17 protein-coding genes are annotated in these 14,586 nt (G+C 62.9%); 8 read left to right on the plus strand and 9 right to left on the minus strand.

Annotated features, from left to right (window positions below; all coding sequences use genetic code 11):
* Positions 1-19 precede the first annotated feature (19 nt).
* The 6 genes from modC to N0B28_RS10675 all read right to left on the minus strand — a co-directional run bounded on the left by modC (position 20) and on the right by N0B28_RS10675 (position 4,206).
* Positions 20-1,108, minus strand: a complete 1,089-nt coding sequence (gene modC / locus N0B28_RS10650; RefSeq protein WP_275731752.1) for a molybdenum ABC transporter ATP-binding protein — start codon at positions 1,106-1,108, stop codon at positions 20-22.
* Positions 1,109-1,111: 3 nt separating this feature from the next.
* Positions 1,112-1,792: a molybdate ABC transporter permease subunit gene (gene modB / locus N0B28_RS10655; protein ID WP_054914304.1), complete on the minus strand. Its 681-nt coding sequence runs from the start codon at positions 1,790-1,792 to the stop codon at positions 1,112-1,114.
* Positions 1,792-2,550 (minus strand): molybdate ABC transporter substrate-binding protein, encoded by a 759-nt coding sequence (modA, locus tag N0B28_RS10660; protein ID WP_100632574.1) that lies wholly within the window; start codon positions 2,548-2,550, stop codon positions 1,792-1,794. The genes modB and modA overlap by 1 nt, the downstream gene beginning before the upstream one ends.
* A 78-nt stretch (positions 2,551-2,628) precedes the next feature.
* Positions 2,629-3,702 (minus strand): nitronate monooxygenase, encoded by a 1,074-nt coding sequence (locus N0B28_RS10665; RefSeq protein ID WP_275731754.1) that lies wholly within the window; start codon positions 3,700-3,702, stop codon positions 2,629-2,631.
* Between the two features lie 26 nt (positions 3,703-3,728).
* On the minus strand, positions 3,729-3,899 hold the full coding sequence (locus tag N0B28_RS10670) for a hypothetical protein (RefSeq protein ID WP_088514404.1): 171 nt from the start codon (positions 3,897-3,899) through the stop codon (positions 3,729-3,731).
* A 4-nt stretch (positions 3,900-3,903) separates the two neighbouring features.
* A complete protein-coding gene (locus N0B28_RS10675) occupies positions 3,904-4,206 on the minus strand; it encodes a DUF1883 domain-containing protein (protein WP_043861737.1) in 303 nt (100 codons plus the stop codon).
* Between the two features lie 155 nt (positions 4,207-4,361).
* Between N0B28_RS10675 and N0B28_RS10680 the strand changes: the two genes are divergently transcribed.
* The 7 genes from N0B28_RS10680 to ahpF all read left to right on the plus strand — a co-directional run bounded on the left by N0B28_RS10680 (position 4,362) and on the right by ahpF (position 11,374).
* Positions 4,362-4,715 (plus strand): hypothetical protein, encoded by a 354-nt coding sequence (locus N0B28_RS10680; protein ID WP_043861738.1) that lies wholly within the window; start codon positions 4,362-4,364, stop codon positions 4,713-4,715.
* 146 nt (positions 4,716-4,861) lie between these two features.
* The gene (locus tag N0B28_RS10685) at positions 4,862-5,512 is read left to right on the plus strand and encodes a c-type cytochrome (RefSeq protein WP_043861739.1); all 651 of its coding nucleotides are present in this window, start codon (positions 4,862-4,864) and stop codon (positions 5,510-5,512) included.
* Entirely contained in the window at positions 5,509-6,423 is a 915-nt protein-coding gene (locus tag N0B28_RS10690) for a c-type cytochrome (protein WP_043861740.1), read from the plus strand. The genes N0B28_RS10685 and N0B28_RS10690 overlap by 4 nt, the downstream gene beginning before the upstream one ends.
* 195 nt (positions 6,424-6,618) lie before the next feature.
* The gene (gene galU / locus N0B28_RS10695; RefSeq protein WP_043861741.1) at positions 6,619-7,458 is read left to right on the plus strand and encodes a UTP--glucose-1-phosphate uridylyltransferase GalU; all 840 of its coding nucleotides are present in this window, start codon (positions 6,619-6,621) and stop codon (positions 7,456-7,458) included.
* Positions 7,459-7,556: 98 nt separating this feature from the next.
* Positions 7,557-8,912 carry a glutathione-disulfide reductase gene (gene gorA, locus N0B28_RS10700; RefSeq protein WP_054914308.1) on the plus strand — a complete coding sequence of 452 codons (1,356 nt, stop codon included), beginning with the start codon at positions 7,557-7,559 and terminating at the stop codon, positions 8,910-8,912.
* A gap of 218 nt (positions 8,913-9,130) precedes the next feature.
* Entirely contained in the window at positions 9,131-9,694 is a 564-nt protein-coding gene (ahpC, locus tag N0B28_RS10705; protein WP_043861743.1) for an alkyl hydroperoxide reductase subunit C, read from the plus strand.
* 117 nt (positions 9,695-9,811) lie between these two features.
* Entirely contained in the window at positions 9,812-11,374 is a 1,563-nt protein-coding gene (ahpF, locus tag N0B28_RS10710) for an alkyl hydroperoxide reductase subunit F (RefSeq protein ID WP_058540356.1), read from the plus strand.
* A gap of 84 nt (positions 11,375-11,458) precedes the next feature.
* On the opposite strand, the gene N0B28_RS10715 is transcribed toward ahpF, so the two are convergent.
* From N0B28_RS10715 to N0B28_RS10725, 3 genes are all read right to left on the minus strand, one after another.
* Complete coding sequence (locus N0B28_RS10715; protein ID WP_054914310.1) at positions 11,459-11,707, minus strand: hypothetical protein; 249 nt, start codon at positions 11,705-11,707, stop codon at positions 11,459-11,461.
* 103 nt (positions 11,708-11,810) lie between these two features.
* Positions 11,811-12,332 carry a lactoylglutathione lyase gene (gene gloA / locus N0B28_RS10720; protein WP_043861746.1) on the minus strand — a complete coding sequence of 174 codons (522 nt, stop codon included), beginning with the start codon at positions 12,330-12,332 and terminating at the stop codon, positions 11,811-11,813.
* A 219-nt stretch (positions 12,333-12,551) separates the two neighbouring features.
* Positions 12,552-12,911: a histone-like nucleoid-structuring protein, MvaT/MvaU family gene (locus N0B28_RS10725; protein WP_043861747.1), complete on the minus strand. Its 360-nt coding sequence runs from the start codon at positions 12,909-12,911 to the stop codon at positions 12,552-12,554.
* Positions 12,912-13,269: 358 nt separating this feature from the next.
* Here N0B28_RS10725 and N0B28_RS10730 point away from each other — a divergent pair, with 358 nt between their 5' ends.
* Positions 13,270-14,559: an OprD family porin gene (locus N0B28_RS10730; protein ID WP_054914311.1), complete on the plus strand. Its 1,290-nt coding sequence runs from the start codon at positions 13,270-13,272 to the stop codon at positions 14,557-14,559.
* Positions 14,560-14,586: the final 27 nt, after the last annotated feature.

A 14,586-nucleotide genomic window follows, 5' to 3' on the forward strand; every position in this document is an offset into this window, starting at 1 on the left:
CAGCAGCCGTTCGCGCAAGTTAGCCCAGCAATGCCACCGATTTTATCTGCGCCCACAACTGCTGGCCTTCGTGCAGCCCCAACTGGTCGCTCGAGTAGCGCGTCACCCGCGCCAGCAGGGCTGTGCCATCGGCGTCCAGGCTCACCAGAATCTGCGCCGGGTTGTCACCGGCGCGCAGCGCGCACACGCGCACCGGCAGGCGGTTGAGAATGCTCGAACGGCTGTCGTCGGCCAGGCTCAGGCTCACGTCGCGTGCCTGGACCTTGACCCGCAGGCGCGCCCCCGGGGCCAGCGCCTCGTGGGTCAGGCGCAACCTGAGGTCGCTGCCCGGCAGTTTCAGGTCCAGCAACTGGTAGGCCGCGTCGTGGGCGTCCACCTCGCCCTCGATGACCACCCCGGCGTCCTCCTGCAGGGCCAGCGGCAGGTCCAGGCGGGCCAGGGTCTGGCTGATCGGCCCGCTGGCCTGCACCTTGCCCTGTTCGAGCAGCACCAGGTGATCGGCCAGGCGCGCCACTTCGTCCTGCGCATGGCTGACGTAGATCAGCGGGATCTGCAACTGGTCGTGCAGGCGCTCCAGGTACGGCAGGATCTCGCGTTTGCGCGGGCCGTCCAGGGCTGCCAGGGGTTCGTCCATCAGCAGCAGCTTGGGGCTGGTGAGCAGCGCACGGGCGATCCCCACGCGCTGTCGTTCACCGCCCGACAGGGTGTCCGGCTTGCGCGCGAGCAGGTGGCTGATGCCCAGCAGCTCGCAGGCGTGCTCCAGGCCGACCTGGCGCTGGTGCTGGGCGATGCGTCGCCAGCCGAAGATCAGGTTGTTCTTCACGCTCAGGTGGGGGAACAGGCTGGCTTCCTGGAACACGTAGCCGATGGGGCGCTGGTGGGGCGGCATGAAGTACTGGCGTGCGGAATCCTGCCAGACTTCGCCATTGACCTCAATGTAGGCCTGGTCGGCCCGCTCCAGGCCTGCCAGGCAGCGCAGGCAGGTGGTCTTGCCCGAGCCCGAATGGCCGAACAGGGCGCTGACACCGCGCCCGGGCAGTTGCAGGTCGACATCCAGCCGGAAATCGTCGAAGGCCACCTGCAACCGGGCCTGGATCAATGCACTCATCGGTCAGCTCCAGGCCGGCTTGCCGCGGCGGCTGGCGTACAGCGCCAGCAGCACCAGGAACGAGAACACCAGCATGGCGCCGGCCAGCCAGTGGGCCTGCATGTACTCCATGGCCTCGACATGGTCGAAGATCTGCACGGAAACCACGCGGGTCTTGTCGGGAATATTGCCGCCGATCATCAGCACCACGCCGAACTCGCCGACGGTGTGGGCAAAGCCCAGGATGCTCGCGGTAATGAAGCCAGGGCGGGCCAGGGGCAGCACCACGCTGAAAAAGCAGTCCCACGGGCTGGCGCGCAAGGTGGCAGCCACCTCCAGCGGGCGCTCGCCAATGGCGCTGAACGCGTTTTGCAGCGGTTGCACCACGAACGGCATCGAGTACACCACCGACCCGATCACCAGGCCTGTGAAACTGAACACCACGGTGCCCAGGCCCAGCGCCTGGGTGGCCTGGCCAAGCCAGCCGTGGGGGCCCAGGGCGATCAGCAGATAGAAGCCGATCACCGTGGGCGGCAACACCAGGGGCAGGGCCACGATCGCCCCGATCGGCCCGCGCAGCCAGGAGCGCGTGCGCGCCAGCCACCAGGCGATCGGGGTGCCGATCAGCAGCAGGATCAGGGTAGTCAGCGACGCCAGCTTGAACGTCAGCCAGATGGCGCCCAGGTCGCTGGCGTCCAGTGGCATCAGAGTTCGTAGCCGTACGACTTGATCACTTCAGCGGCCTTGGGGCCCTTGAGGTAATCGACCAGCGCCTTGGCGGCGGCGTTGTCCTTGCCCTTGTTGAGAATCACAGCGTCCTGCTTGATCGGGTCGTGCAGGTTGGCCGGCACGATCCAGGCCGAGCCGTTGCTGACCTTGCCGTCCTTGTAGATCTGCGACAGCGCCACGAAGCCCAGCTCGGCGTTGCCGGTGGAAACGAACTGGAACGCCTGGGTGATGTTCTGGCCTTCGACCAACTTGCCCTTGGTGGCCTCGGTCAGGTTCAGCTTGGCCAGTACCTGCGTGGCGGCCAGGCCGTAGGGCGCGGCCTTGGGGTTGGCGATGGACAGGTGCTTGTAGTCGTTTTTCTTCAGGACTTCGCCCTTGTCATCCACATAGCCCGCTTTGGGCGACCACAGCGCCAGGGTGCCGATGGCGTAGGTAAAGCGCGAGCCCTTGACGGTTTCGCCTTCGTTCTCGAGTTTTTCGGGGGTGGTGTCGTCGGCCGACAGGAACACCTCGAAGGGCGCGCCATTCTTGATCTGCGCGTAGAACTGCCCGGTAGCGCCGAAGGAGGCGACCAGCTTGTGGCCGGTGTCCTTTTCGAAATCCTTGGCAATAGCCTGGATGGGCGCGGTGAAGTTGGCCGCGACGGCCACCTGGACTTCATCGGCCCAGGCGCTGTTGAGGGTCAGCATGCCGAATACGGCGGTCAGGGCAAAACGAGGGGCGCGCATTCTCATCAAACAGCTCCATGTGCATGAGGTAATCGTTATGCATTTGAATATATAGCGATTGCCCGACAAACGGAAAGATCTGTTTTACCGTGACATCAATGCCAGCGCCTTTTCTGCCAGTTGGCGCGTCAGTTCGGCCGCCGGCAGGGCTTGGCCAAGGCGCAGCGCCTGGCCGGCCCACAGGTTGCTGAAATCGCTGTTGCCCTGCGGCTCGCTGATGGCGCGAAGGGGCATCAAGGCGCCGCCGGCCAGGGGGAAGGCAGGGGCCAGGGGGCTCATCGGGCCCAACTCACGCATGATGCGGGTATTGATGCCGCGTGCCGGGCGCCCGGTAAACAGGTTGGTGAGCGCGGTATCGCTGGCCTGTGCGCTGTGCAGTGCCTGGCGATGCGCGGCCGACACCTTGGCCTCGGGGCAGAACAGGTAGGCGGTGCCCACCTGAACGGCCGAGGCGCCCAGTGCGAAGGCCGCCACAACACCGCGGGCATCGCCGATGCCGCCAGCCGCGATCACCGGAACCTTGACCGCATCGGCCACCTGGGGCACCAGCGCCAGGGTGCCGATCTGGGTGGTGAGGTCATCGCTCAGGAACATGCCGCGGTGCCCACCTGCTTCATAGCCCATGGCGATGATCGCGTCGCAGCCATGGGCTTCGAGCCAGCGTGCTTCCTCGACCGTGGTGGCACTGGACAGTACCTTGGCCCCGCTGGCCTTGACCCGCGCCAGCAGCTCGGGCGCAGGCAGGCCGAAGTGAAAGCTCACCACTGCAGGCTTGCAGTCTTCCACCAAGGCACAGCCCGCTTCGTCGAAGGGCGCGCGATTGGAGACCGGGGTGGTGGCGCCGAAGTCGGCACCCACTTCTTCGTAGTACGGCTTGAGTGCCTGCTTCCAGCGGATTGCACGTTCGCCATCGGTGGCGGGTGGCCGATGGCAGAAGAAATTGAGGTTGAGCGGGCCGCGACTGGCCTGGCTGAAGGTCGCGATCTCCTGGCGTATCTGCTCGGGGGTGAGCATCGCGCATGGCAGCGAGCCCAGCCCCCCGGCGTTACTGACCGCGATGGCCATGGCCGGCCCCGTGGCGCCCGCCATCGGTGCCTGGATGATGGGCAACTCGATACCGAGCAGGTCGAGGATACGTGGGTTCGGCCATTGGCTCATCGCGGGGCTCCTTGTGTGGGCGTGGGTTACAGCGCCTTGCTTACCTTGATGTCGGTGATCTTGCTGAAGTCTTCGCCGTGCAGTTTGCGCAAGGCTTCCTCGACCTGCTGTGGCGCCGTGCTGCTGAGCACGGCGAAGTCGAAACGACGCTCGCCGTCGAGGTTGTACTTGATGACGTACTTGATGTTTTCGCTCATGGGGTTATCTCAGCTTCGACGACGAACGGCGGATGATCTTGATCGTGTGGGTGAAGGTCGGCTTGCTTACCGCCGACAGGGCACGGGGGCCAACAGTGTCGATGGTGATGTTCCAGAAGCCGTCGCTGGGCACGGTGATCTTCGCCGGGAAGTCGACGAAGGCGCCGCCGTGATAGGTATGCCGGCCGCCATTCTTGAAGCTGCGGAAGTTGGCATCGTTCATCAGGCGGATATTGCAGCGCTGGGAGCAGTGGATGACGACGATGTCGTCTTCATTGAGGTGCTCGCGCTGGTGTACGAATTTCATGTCGCTCTCCGCAAGGGATCTTTTGGCAAATCAAAACGATAGCACGATGTCGGGTTACACTGTGGGGCTGAGTGCCAAGGCCAGAGATAAAACTGCCAATCCAGGGAGCAAATCGGCCTGGCCATGGTCCAACGGTTTTTTATGGAGGGGTACCGATGAAATGGGTTGTACCAGCGCTGGCAGTTGCGCTGACCGGTTGTGCCAATGTAGCCGAAATCGAACAGAGCCCCGAGACCATGAGCGTGATCTCGGGCAAGTCGCCACGCGAGTTTGCCACCTGCGTTCAGCAAAAACTGGCTGATAGCCGTGGCCCGCTGACCATCGAGGAGCGGGGTAGCGGCCTGCGCGTTGTGGTTCCGCAGAAGCTCTCGGACAAGTCCCCGGCTGCAGTGCTGGAGATCAGCGAGCGCTCGAGTGGCAGCGCGGTCAAGTTGCATGAGCGGTTGAGCAATTTTCCCCTGCGCCCGGGGGATGTCAAAGCGGCTGTGAGCGTGTGCATCTCCAAGTGACGGCGTGAGCCGCGTTTAAACGATTCAGTGGTTGTCCCTGCATTTTTCTGTGCCTGCCCGCGTTGTAGCGCTGGCCGGATAGGCCTAGTATCGGTAGGCTTATATTTTATAAGTCTAAGCTTATAACAAGAAAAATGGAGTCCGTGATGATCCCACTGGATCGAATCCTGATAGGCAGCCTGCTGTTGCTTTCAATGCAAGCCGCCACTGCCGCCGATGGCCAGAAGATATTCACCCAGGGAGGGGAGAACCCCTCTGCCATGGCCTGCATGAGCTGCCATGGCCCCGATGGCCTGGGCATGGCCGCCGCCGGCTTCCCACGCCTGGCCGGCCTGCCGGCCGCCTATGTGAGCAAACAGCTCAAGGACTTTCGTGACGGCAGCCGCAAGCAGCCGATCATGGAGCCGCTGGCCAAGGCCCTGAGCGACGCCGAGATCAGCGCCATCAGCGCCACGCTGGCGGCAATGCCGGTACCGCCCACCCCTGATACCCGTCGCCAGCAGATGGCAACCGACCCGGTCGAGTCGCTGGCGCTTTACGGCGACTGGAGCCGAGGCATCCCCGGGTGCGTGCAATGTCACGGGCCGGGTGGTGTGGGGGTAGGCGAGCACTTTCCGCCATTGGCCCACCAGCCTGCCAGCTACCTGGCCGGGCAACTTGACGCATGGCGCGACGGCCGGCGCAGCAACGACCCTAACCAGTTGATGGTCGGTGTCGCCAAAGCCCTGACCGATACCGAGGTCAAGGCGCTGGCTGAATACTTTGCCACCCGCGCCAGCCAGGAGGCCGCCAAATGAATCGCTTGCTACTCACTACCCTGACCCTGTTCATGGGCGGCGTTCAGGCGGCCCCGATCGCCATGGAAGACCAGTCGCAACTGAAGGTGGCGCCGGCCAGCACGCCGGCCAGCTTCAAGCCCCCCGCCGAAAGCGAGTTGCCCGACAACGCCTTCGGCAAGATGGTGCGCGACGGCTATGCGCTGTTCGTCGACACCAAGCGCCTGGCCCCCGAGTATGTGGGCAACGGCCTGAACTGCAGCAACTGCCACCTGGATCAGGGGCGGCTGGCGCATTCGGCGCCGCTGTGGGGGGCTTACCCGATGTACCCTGCCTATCGCAAGAAAAACGACAAGGTCAACACCTTTGCCGAGCGTATCCAGGGCTGCTTCCAGTTCAGCATGAACGGCAAGCCGCCGGCGGCCGACAGCCCCGAGATGACGGCGTTGTCGGTGTATGCCTACTGGCTGGCGAGCAAGGCACCGATCGGCGTCGAGACACCGGGGCGTGGCTACCCGGAGGTCGACAAGCCTGCGCAGGGCTATGACATCAAGCGCGGTGCCCAGGTGTACCAGCAGCAGTGCGCCATCTGCCACGGCGACAGCGGCCAGGGCCAGAAGGTGGCCAAGGACTATGTGATGCCACCGCTGTGGGGCAAGGACTCCTACAACTGGGGTGCCGGCATGCACCGCATCAACACGGCGGCCTCGTTCATCAAGCACAACATGCCGCTGGGCAAGCCAGGCACGCTGACCGACCAGCAGGCCTGGGACGTGGCGGCCTTCATCAACGCGCATGAGCGCCCTCAGGACCCGCGCCTGGTCGAAGGCTCGGTGGAAAAAACCCGGCTCAAGTTCCACGCCAATGACGGCGTCAACCTCTACGGCCAGAAGGTCGATGGGGTGCTGATCGGGCAGGGCACAGGCGGCTAGAACGCTCGCCCATCCGCGTATCCAGGCCTGCCTGCGGGCCTGGATACGCGGATTATTTGCAACCTGCGGGAACTATCTACACTGAGTTTTTCTCTATCATTCATTCGGCCGGGCCACGGGGGCATTGTAAGCGCATCGCCGCCTGATTAGACTGCGCCGAATTTCGTACTGCACAGCCCCTTGTTAAGGACGTTTATGATCAAGAAATGCTTGTTCCCGGCAGCCGGTTACGGCACCCGCTTCCTGCCAGCAACCAAAGCCATGCCAAAGGAAATGCTGCCAGTGGTGAACAAGCCACTGATCCAGTACGGCGTTGAAGAAGCGCTGGACGCTGGGTTGAACGAAATCTCCATTGTCACCGGCCGCGGCAAGCGCGCTCTGGAAGACCATTTCGACATCAGCTACGAGCTGGAAAACCAGATCAAGGGCACCGACAAGGAAAAGTACCTGGTCGGTATTCGTCGCCTGCTCGACGAGTGCTCGTTCTCCTACACCCGCCAGACCGAAATGAAAGGCCTGGGCCACGCGATCCTGACCGGTCGCCCGCTGATCGGTGACGAGCCGTTTGCCGTGGTGCTGGCCGACGACCTGTGCGTCAACCTCGATGGTGACGGCGTGCTCAAGCAGATGGTCAAGCTGTACAAGCAGTACCGCTGCACCATCGTTGCGATCATGGAAGTCGACCCGCAGGAAACCAGCAAGTACGGTGTGATCGCCGGCGACCTGATCGGCGACGACCTGTACCGTGTACGCAACATGGTCGAGAAGCCAAAGCCGGAAGACGCCCCGTCGAACCTGGCGATCATCGGCCGCTACATCATGACCCCGGACATCTTCAAGCTGATCGAAGAGACCGAGCCGGGCAAGGGCGGTGAAATTCAGATCACCGACGCCCTGATGAAGCAGGCCCAGGACGGCTGCGTGATTGCCTACAAGTTCAAGGGCAAGCGTTTCGACTGCGGTGGCGCCGAGGGTTACATCGACGCGACCAACTTCTGCTTCGAAAACTTCTACAAGACCGGCAAGGCCTACTGAGTTCACTCGGTCGGTTGCGTCACAAAGCCACCTTCGGGTGGCTTTTTTGTTTATGGGCCTGGCTGGCGGTATGCTGGCGGCCTGCCAAGGAGACTGATATGGCCTACGATTTTGATCTGTTCGTGATTGGCGCCGGTTCCGGCGGTGTGCGTGCAGCACGTTTTGCTGCCGGTTTCGGCGCAAAAGTGGCGGTGGTCGAAAGCCGCTACCTGGGCGGCACGTGTGTCAACGTCGGCTGCGTGCCGAAAAAACTGCTGGTGTACGGCGCGCACTTTGCCGATGACTTCGAGCAGGCGGCAGGCTACGGCTGGTCGCTGGAAGATGCACAGTTCGACTGGGCACAGCTGATCGCCAACAAGAACCGTGAAATCGAGCGGCTCAACGGCATCTACCGCAACCTGCTGGTCAACAGTGGCGTGACCCTGCTCGAAGGCCACGGCCGCCTCACCGGGCCCCATGAGGTCGAGGTGGACGGCACGCGCTACAGCGCGAAGAACATCCTGATCGCCACCGGCGGCTGGCCACAGATTCCGGACATCCCCGGGCGCGAGCTGGCCATCAGTTCCAACGAGGCGTTCTACCTCAAGACCTTGCCCAAGCGTGTGCTGGTGGTGGGGGGTGGTTACATCGCGGTGGAGTTCGCCGGAATCTTCCAGGGGCTGGGCGCCAAGACCAGCTTGCTCTACCGGGGCGACCTGTTCCTGCGCGGCTTCGATGGCGCAGTGCGCACGCACTTGAAGGAAGAGCTGGAAAAACGCGGTCTCGACCTGCAGTTCAACAGCGACATCCAGCGTATCGACCAGCAGCCCGATGGCAGCCTCAAGGCGACCCTCAAGGATGGTCGCGAGCTGATTGCCGACTGCGTGTTCTACGCCACCGGCCGGCGCCCCATGCTCGACAACCTGGGGCTTGAGAACACCGAAGTGCAACTGGACAAGCGCGGCTACGTGCAGGTCGATGACCAGTACCAGACCGACGAGCCGTCGATTCTGGCCATTGGCGATGTGATCGGCCGCGTGCAGCTCACTCCGGTGGCCCTGGCCGAAGGCATGGCCGTGGCGCGGCGCCTGTTCAAGCCGGAGCAGTATCGCCCGGTGGATTACCGGAACATCCCGACGGCGGTGTTCAGTCAGCCGCCGATCGGCACCGTGGGCCTGACCGAGGAGCAGGCGCTGGAGGCGGGGCACAAGGTGCAGATCTTCGAAAGCCGCTTCCGGCCAATGAAGCTGACCCTCACCGACGTGCAGGAGAAGACCCTGATGAAACTGGTGGTCGATGCCGACACCGACCGCGTGCTGGGCTGTCACATGGTCGGGCCGGATGCCGGCGAGATCATCCAGGGCCTGGGCATCGCGCTCAAGGCCGGGGCGACCAAGCAGCAGTTCGACGAAACCATCGGTGTGCACCCGACAGCCGCGGAGGAGTTCGTGACCCTGCGTACGCCTACGCGCTAAGCGGTGCTTCCAGCGCGGGTCCAGCCCCCTCCCACAGCGATTGCAACGGTCTTTGTGGGAGCGGGCTTGGCCCGCGATCGCATCAACATAAATCGTCTATCTGTACTGAGCTTTATAGCCAAAACCAATCACCAGCATCAGCTTTGCCAATGAGCGCTATTGGCGATGAATGGTTAGGATTCTCCCATCAAGTTTTTCAACCCTGAGGAGAGTCACCGATGCCTATCATCAACAGCCAGGTCAAACCGTTCAACGCTACTGCCTACCACAACGGCGAATTCGTCCCTGTTTCCGAAGCCGACCTGAAGGGCAAGTGGTCCGTGGTGTTCTTCTACCCGGCCGACTTCACCTTCGTCTGCCCGACCGAACTGGGCGACCTGGCCGACAACTACGCTGAATTCAAGAAGCTGGGCGTGGAAATCTACGGTGTGTCGACCGACACCCACTTCACCCACAAAGCCTGGCACGACACCTCGGAAACCATCGGCAAGATCCAGTACCCGCTGATCGGTGACCCGACCCACGTCATCTCGCGCAACTTCGACGTGCTGATCGAAGAAGCCGGCCTGGCCGACCGCGGTACCTTCGTGATCAACCCTGAAGGCCAGATCAAGATCGTCGAACTCAACGACGGCGGTGTAGGCCGTGATGCCAGCGAGCTGCTGCGCAAGGTCAAGGCTGCCCAGTACGTCGCTGCCCACCCAGGCGAAGTCTGCCCGGCCAAGTGGAAAGAAGGCGAAGCTACCCTGGCGCCATCGCTGGACCTGGTCGGCAAGATCTAAGACCGTGAACCAGCCGAGGGCGGGCCACCGCACCTGAAGTCTGTCCCGCCCCGCAAAACGCCCGGGCGACTCTGCCCGGGCGTTGTTTTTTCTACCGTTTGAAAAGGAATCGCCCGTATGTTGGACGCCACGCTTAAAACTCAGTTGAAAGCCTACCTGGAGCGGGTCACCCAGCCGATCGAGATCGTTGCCTCCCTCGACGACGGCGCGAAGTCCCGTGAAATGCACGACCTGCTGCGGGAAATCGCCAGCCTGTCGGATCTGATTACCTTGCGCGAGGACGGTGCCGACGCCCGTCGCCCGTCGTTCTCGCTCAATCGCCCGGGGGGCGATATCAGCTTGCGCTTTGCCGGCATCCCCATGGGCCACGAATTCACCTCGCTGGTGCTGGCGCTGCTGCAAGTCGGTGGCCACCCCTCCAAGGCGAGCGCCGAGCTGATCGAACAGGTCGCCGGGCTCAAGGGTGAGTTCAACTTCGAAACCTACTTCTCGCTGTCGTGCCAGAACTGCCCGGACGTGGTGCAGGCGCTGAACCTGATGGCGGTACTCAACCCCAACGTGCGCCATGTGGCCATCGACGGCGCGCTGTTCCAGGCCGAAGTCGAGGCACGCCAGGTGATGGCAGTGCCCAGCGTCTACCTCAATGGCGAGGTGTTCGGCCAGGGCCGAATGGGCCTGGAGGAGATCGTCGCCAAGCTCGACACCGGCACCAGCGAGCGCCAGGCCGAGAAACTCAACGCCAAGGACGCCTTCGACGTGCTGGTGGTCGGTGGTGGGCCGGCAGGCGCGGCAGCAGCGATCTACGCGGCCCGCAAAGGCATTCGCACCGGCGTGGCTGCCGAGCGCTTCGGCGGGCAGGTGCTGGACACCATGGCCATCGAGAACTTCATCTCCGTGCAGGAGACCGAAGGGCCGAAGCTGGCCATGGCGCTGGAAGAGCACGTCAAGCAGTACGACGTCGACATCATGAACCTGCAGCGCGCCGATGCGCTGGTGCCGGGCCAGGACGGCGCGCTGCACCAGGTGCGCATGGCTAACGGTGCCACGCTCAAGGCCAAGACCGTGATCCTGGCCACCGGCGCACGCTGGCGCGAGATGAACGTGCCGGGCGAAAAGGAGTACCGCAGCCGTGGCGTGGCCTACTGCCCGCACTGCGACGGCCCGCTGTTCAAGGGCAAGCGTGTGGCGGTGATCGGTGGTGGCAACTCCGGCGTGGAGGCGGCCATCGACCTGGCCGGCATCGTCGCCCATGTCACGCTGATCGAGTTCGACAGCCAGTTGCGTGCCGACGCGGTGCTGCAGCGCAAGCTGCACAGCCTGGCCAACGTGACCGTGATCACCAGCGCCTTGACCACCGAAGTGCTGGGCGACGGCCAGAAGGTCAACGGGCTGCGCTACAAGGACCGCAACAGCGACGTGCAGCATGACATCGCGCTGGAAGGGATCTTCGTCCAGATCGGCCTGCTGCCCAACACCGATTGGCTCAAGGGCACCCTCGAGCTGTCGCCCCGTGGCGAGATCATTGTCGATGCGCGTGGCCAGACCAGCGTGCCGGGCGTGTTTGCCGCCGGTGACGTGACCACGGTGCCCTACAAACAGATCGTGATCGCGGTGGGTGAGGGTGCCAAGGCGTCGCTGGCAGCGTTCGACCACCTGATCCGTACCAGCGCTCCGGCCTGAGGCGCATCGCCGGCCTTGCCGGCCTGTGACGGTGCAACAACGCAAAAGCCCTGACAGGTCAGCCTGTCAGGGCTTTTGCGTGGCCTATTCGAACAGCGACCGGCCCTTGTCCAGTTGCTGGTCGACCAGCGACTTGCCCAGTGCAATCGACGCGCGCTGGGCGTTTTCCAGGTCGGCCAGAAACAGCGGCGCGTGGGCACACAATCGCCGGGTGCTGTGCTTGTCTGGGGAGGTGATGCGGCATCCGACTTCGAACGGCAGGGGAATGCCGGCATGCGGGACCACGTTTGCCGTGACCGTGTAGTTGCGGTGGACACATTCAAGGGTGTGCATGAGCGCTACCTCGCTGTGGTGGCTTCAACCGGTATCAGCTCCGGTATACCACAGCCAGGTGCGCCGGGGCGGCGCGCCGACGAGCGCGCCCCCGGGGCCGCTGTCAGAACTCGGTCGGCTGGATGATCTCTACCCAGTAATCGTCCGGGTCCTTGATGAAGGCCAGGTGCTTCATGCGCCCGTCGCTCAGGCGCTTCTGGAAGTTCACGCCCAGCTGTTCGAAACGCTCGCAGGCCGCGCGGATGTCCGGTACGGCAATGCAGATATGGCCGAAACCGCGCGGGTCGGTGTTGCCGTTGTGGTAGGCGAACGCGGGATCGTTTTCGGTGCCGTGGTTGTGGGTCAGCTCGAGGATGCCCGGGATCGACTTCATCCACTCGGTACGCTTGGCCGGGTCGGCCGGAATCTGCGCCTTGTCCACCAGCGCCAGGAAGTACAGGCTGAATTCGGCTTCCGGGAAGTCGCGTTTTTCCACGAGGCTGAAGCCCAGAACGCGGGTGTAGAAGTCCAGGGACTTGGCGACGTCCTTGACCCGCAGCATGGTGTGGTTGAACACGAAGTTGTGGGTCGCGGCATCCGGTTGCGCGGTGACGCCGGGGAGGGTGTCGAGGTTTTGCAGGCTCATGGGCACTCCGCAGATAGGGCCGGCGCTTGGCGCGCCAGCAAAACAGTCAGGGAGCAATGATACGGAACTGAAGCGATTGCGCAAACGGTTTGCGCCCCGTCGGCCAGGCCTGACGGGGCGCAAGAATTAGAAGCCCGCCGAAGCGGGCGTATGGGGCGCTAATCCTTTAGCAGTCTTCATCCTGAGCCAGTACATGTGAAAAAAGTGTGAAGTACTGTTTCACTTGCGCAACCAGCTGTCGACTGTCTGTGCGCCGTACTCCTGCTTCCATGCCTTGAGGCCGTGATGATTGCCGCCCTTGGTTTCGATCAGCTCGCCGGTATGCGGGTTTTCATAGACTTTCACCACGCGCGCACGGCGTTGTTTGGGCGCGCTGGCAGGCCGGCGCGTAGTGGCCGCCGGGTCGAGAATATTGATGATGTCGCGCAAGCCCTTGTCATAGGTTTTCATCAGGCTGACAAGTTTCTGCTCGAATTCGATTTCCCGTTTGAGGCCGGCGTCTTTTTTCAGTGCCTCCAGTTGAGCAAGCTGTTCCTGAAGGGCTTTTTCGGCAGCACGAAACTCTGCAAGTCTGGACACTGTCATCTCTCCTGTTGGTCGGTAAGGGCCGTGCGCGGCGCAACCGCTTGAGGCCGCTATTGATGCCGCGTCACCGGGTAGAAAACAAACAACACAGTAAAAAGAGTGTAGTCAATCGCCCTGCGATAAACATCAAACTTTTACGACAACACACTACGGAACTTTCTTATTGCACAGTGCTCGCCACACTAAAGAATTAATTACCGCATCGACATCTGTTCTAGACCATGGTCCAATGGCCCGTGCCAGAGCGCTTTGGAGACAATAAGCGGTCGCTGCCTAGTTGTGTGCAGCGGCTCTTGCCCAGCCCCGTCGGGGCTGATGGATACCTTGCCCTTCGTTCTGGATACTGCTTTTCATGCGTGCCCCAACTCCCTTCATTGCCCAGCGCCCGGTGGTCGGCGCGTTGTTGTCCTTCGTTACTGTTTCGGCTCAGGCCAGTGGTTTCCTGCAAGACAGCAGTGTCAACATCGAGGCGCGCAATGTGTATTTCAATCGTGACTTTCGTGACGGTCACACCGCCTCCTCCCAGGGCGCGTCGAAACGTGAAGAGTGGGCGCAGGGTTTCATACTCAACGCGCAGTCCGGGTATACCCAGGGCACCGTGGGCTTTGGTATCGATGCGCTGGGCATGCTGGGTTTCAAACTCGATTCCAGCCCGGCCGACAGCAACAGCGGGCTGCTCCCGTCCAGCGGCCACAACCCGCGCCATTCGGCCGATCAGTACGCAAAACTGGGTGTGGCCGGCAAGGTGCGTTACTCGCAGACCGTATTGAAATACGGTGCTATGCTGCCGGACATGCCGCTGCTCAAGTACAACGACGGGCGCCTGTTGCCCACCATGTTCCATGGCGCGATGCTGACGTCCAGAGAGGTCGACAACCTCACCTTCAGCGCCGCGCGGCTCGACAAGTACACCGCCCGCGATTCGACCGACCAGCAAGATATCCGCGTGCACTGCAAGAACAAGCGCTATGCCTGCGACACCCGCGCCGACCACTTCGACACGGCCGGGCTGGAGTACCGCTTCAACGAGCGCCTGAGCGCGCAGTACCAGGTGGCCAAGCTCGAAAACATCTATCGCCAGCATTTCCTCGGGCTGGTGGCCAGCCAGCCCTTGAGCGTGGGCCGCCTTTCGGCCGACCTGCGCCTGATCAAGAGCGACGACATCGGTCGTGCCCGTGCCGGCGACATCGACCACCGTGCCTTCAGCGCCATGCTTGGCTACAGCCTGGGCGGGCACAAGCTCAGCGCCGGCTGGCAGCGCATGTACGGCGAGAACGCCATGCCGTACCTCGATGGCAGCAACCCCTACCTGGTCAACTACGCCCAGGTCAACGACTTCGCTGCGGCCCAGGAGCGGTCCTGGCAGGTGCGCTACGACTACGACTTCAAGGCAGTAGGGCTCGAAGGCCTGAGCTTCCTGACCCGCTACATCAGCGGCGATCACGTCAAGGTGCCGGGCAGCCCGGCACAGGGCAAGGAATGGGAGCGCGACAGCGAGCTCAAGTACCAGGTGCAGAGCGGCACCTTCAAGGACGTCAGCGTGCGCCTGCGCAACTCCACCTACCGCAGCAACTACGAGAAATTCGCCCGCGACATGGATGAGACCCGGGTGATCGTCAGCTACAACTTCTCGGTACTGTAGGCGCAGGCTTTGCCAAGTGGCGCGGGC

Origin of the sequence: Pseudomonas sp. SD17-1, assembly GCF_029201585.1 — a bacterium.
GTDB classification, from domain to species: Bacteria; Pseudomonadota; Gammaproteobacteria; order Pseudomonadales; family Pseudomonadaceae; genus Aquipseudomonas; species Aquipseudomonas palmensis.